We start from the raw sequence: 373 nt of genomic DNA, 5'->3' as shown, positions 1-373 counted from the left end.
ACCCAACATTGATACTGACCAGGTCGGTATGTGATTGCAAAAGATGAACTGAAAAGCTCGCCCTCTAAAAAAGGGCGAAAGTAGAACGGATTGTAATCAGCAATGCTGTTGAACTTGAAGCAAAGTTCTTGGACTGATTTAAACTTAGTACCAAAGTTAACATTACCACGCTGGTTTGCCGCAAACTCGAGTTCAGGATAAGGTATTTCTATTGGGAAACCGTTGTCCATTTGTGCTTTGGCAGTTAGCTCAATAGCTGCATTGGCAGAAGTCGCAAGCAACAGAGACGCGCAAAGGATCTGTTTTTTCATAATATATATTAGCCTAACTTGTTGTTTTAATGAGCTTGCTTAATATATTTACATTTTTTACA

General features: G+C 38.9%; 1 pseudogene. It reads right to left on the bottom strand.

Annotated features, from left to right (window positions below):
* Positions 1–311: pseudogene (locus BCT81_RS02995) on the bottom strand (hypothetical protein); the annotation flags it as partial.
* Positions 312–373 lie beyond the last annotated feature (62 nt).

Origin of the sequence: Vibrio sp. 10N.261.52.A1 (genome assembly GCF_002876325.1) — a bacterium.
In the GTDB taxonomy this organism is placed as follows: domain Bacteria; phylum Pseudomonadota; class Gammaproteobacteria; order Enterobacterales; family Vibrionaceae; genus Vibrio; species Vibrio chagasii.
This window is presented reverse-complemented; position numbering and strand designations above follow the sequence as displayed.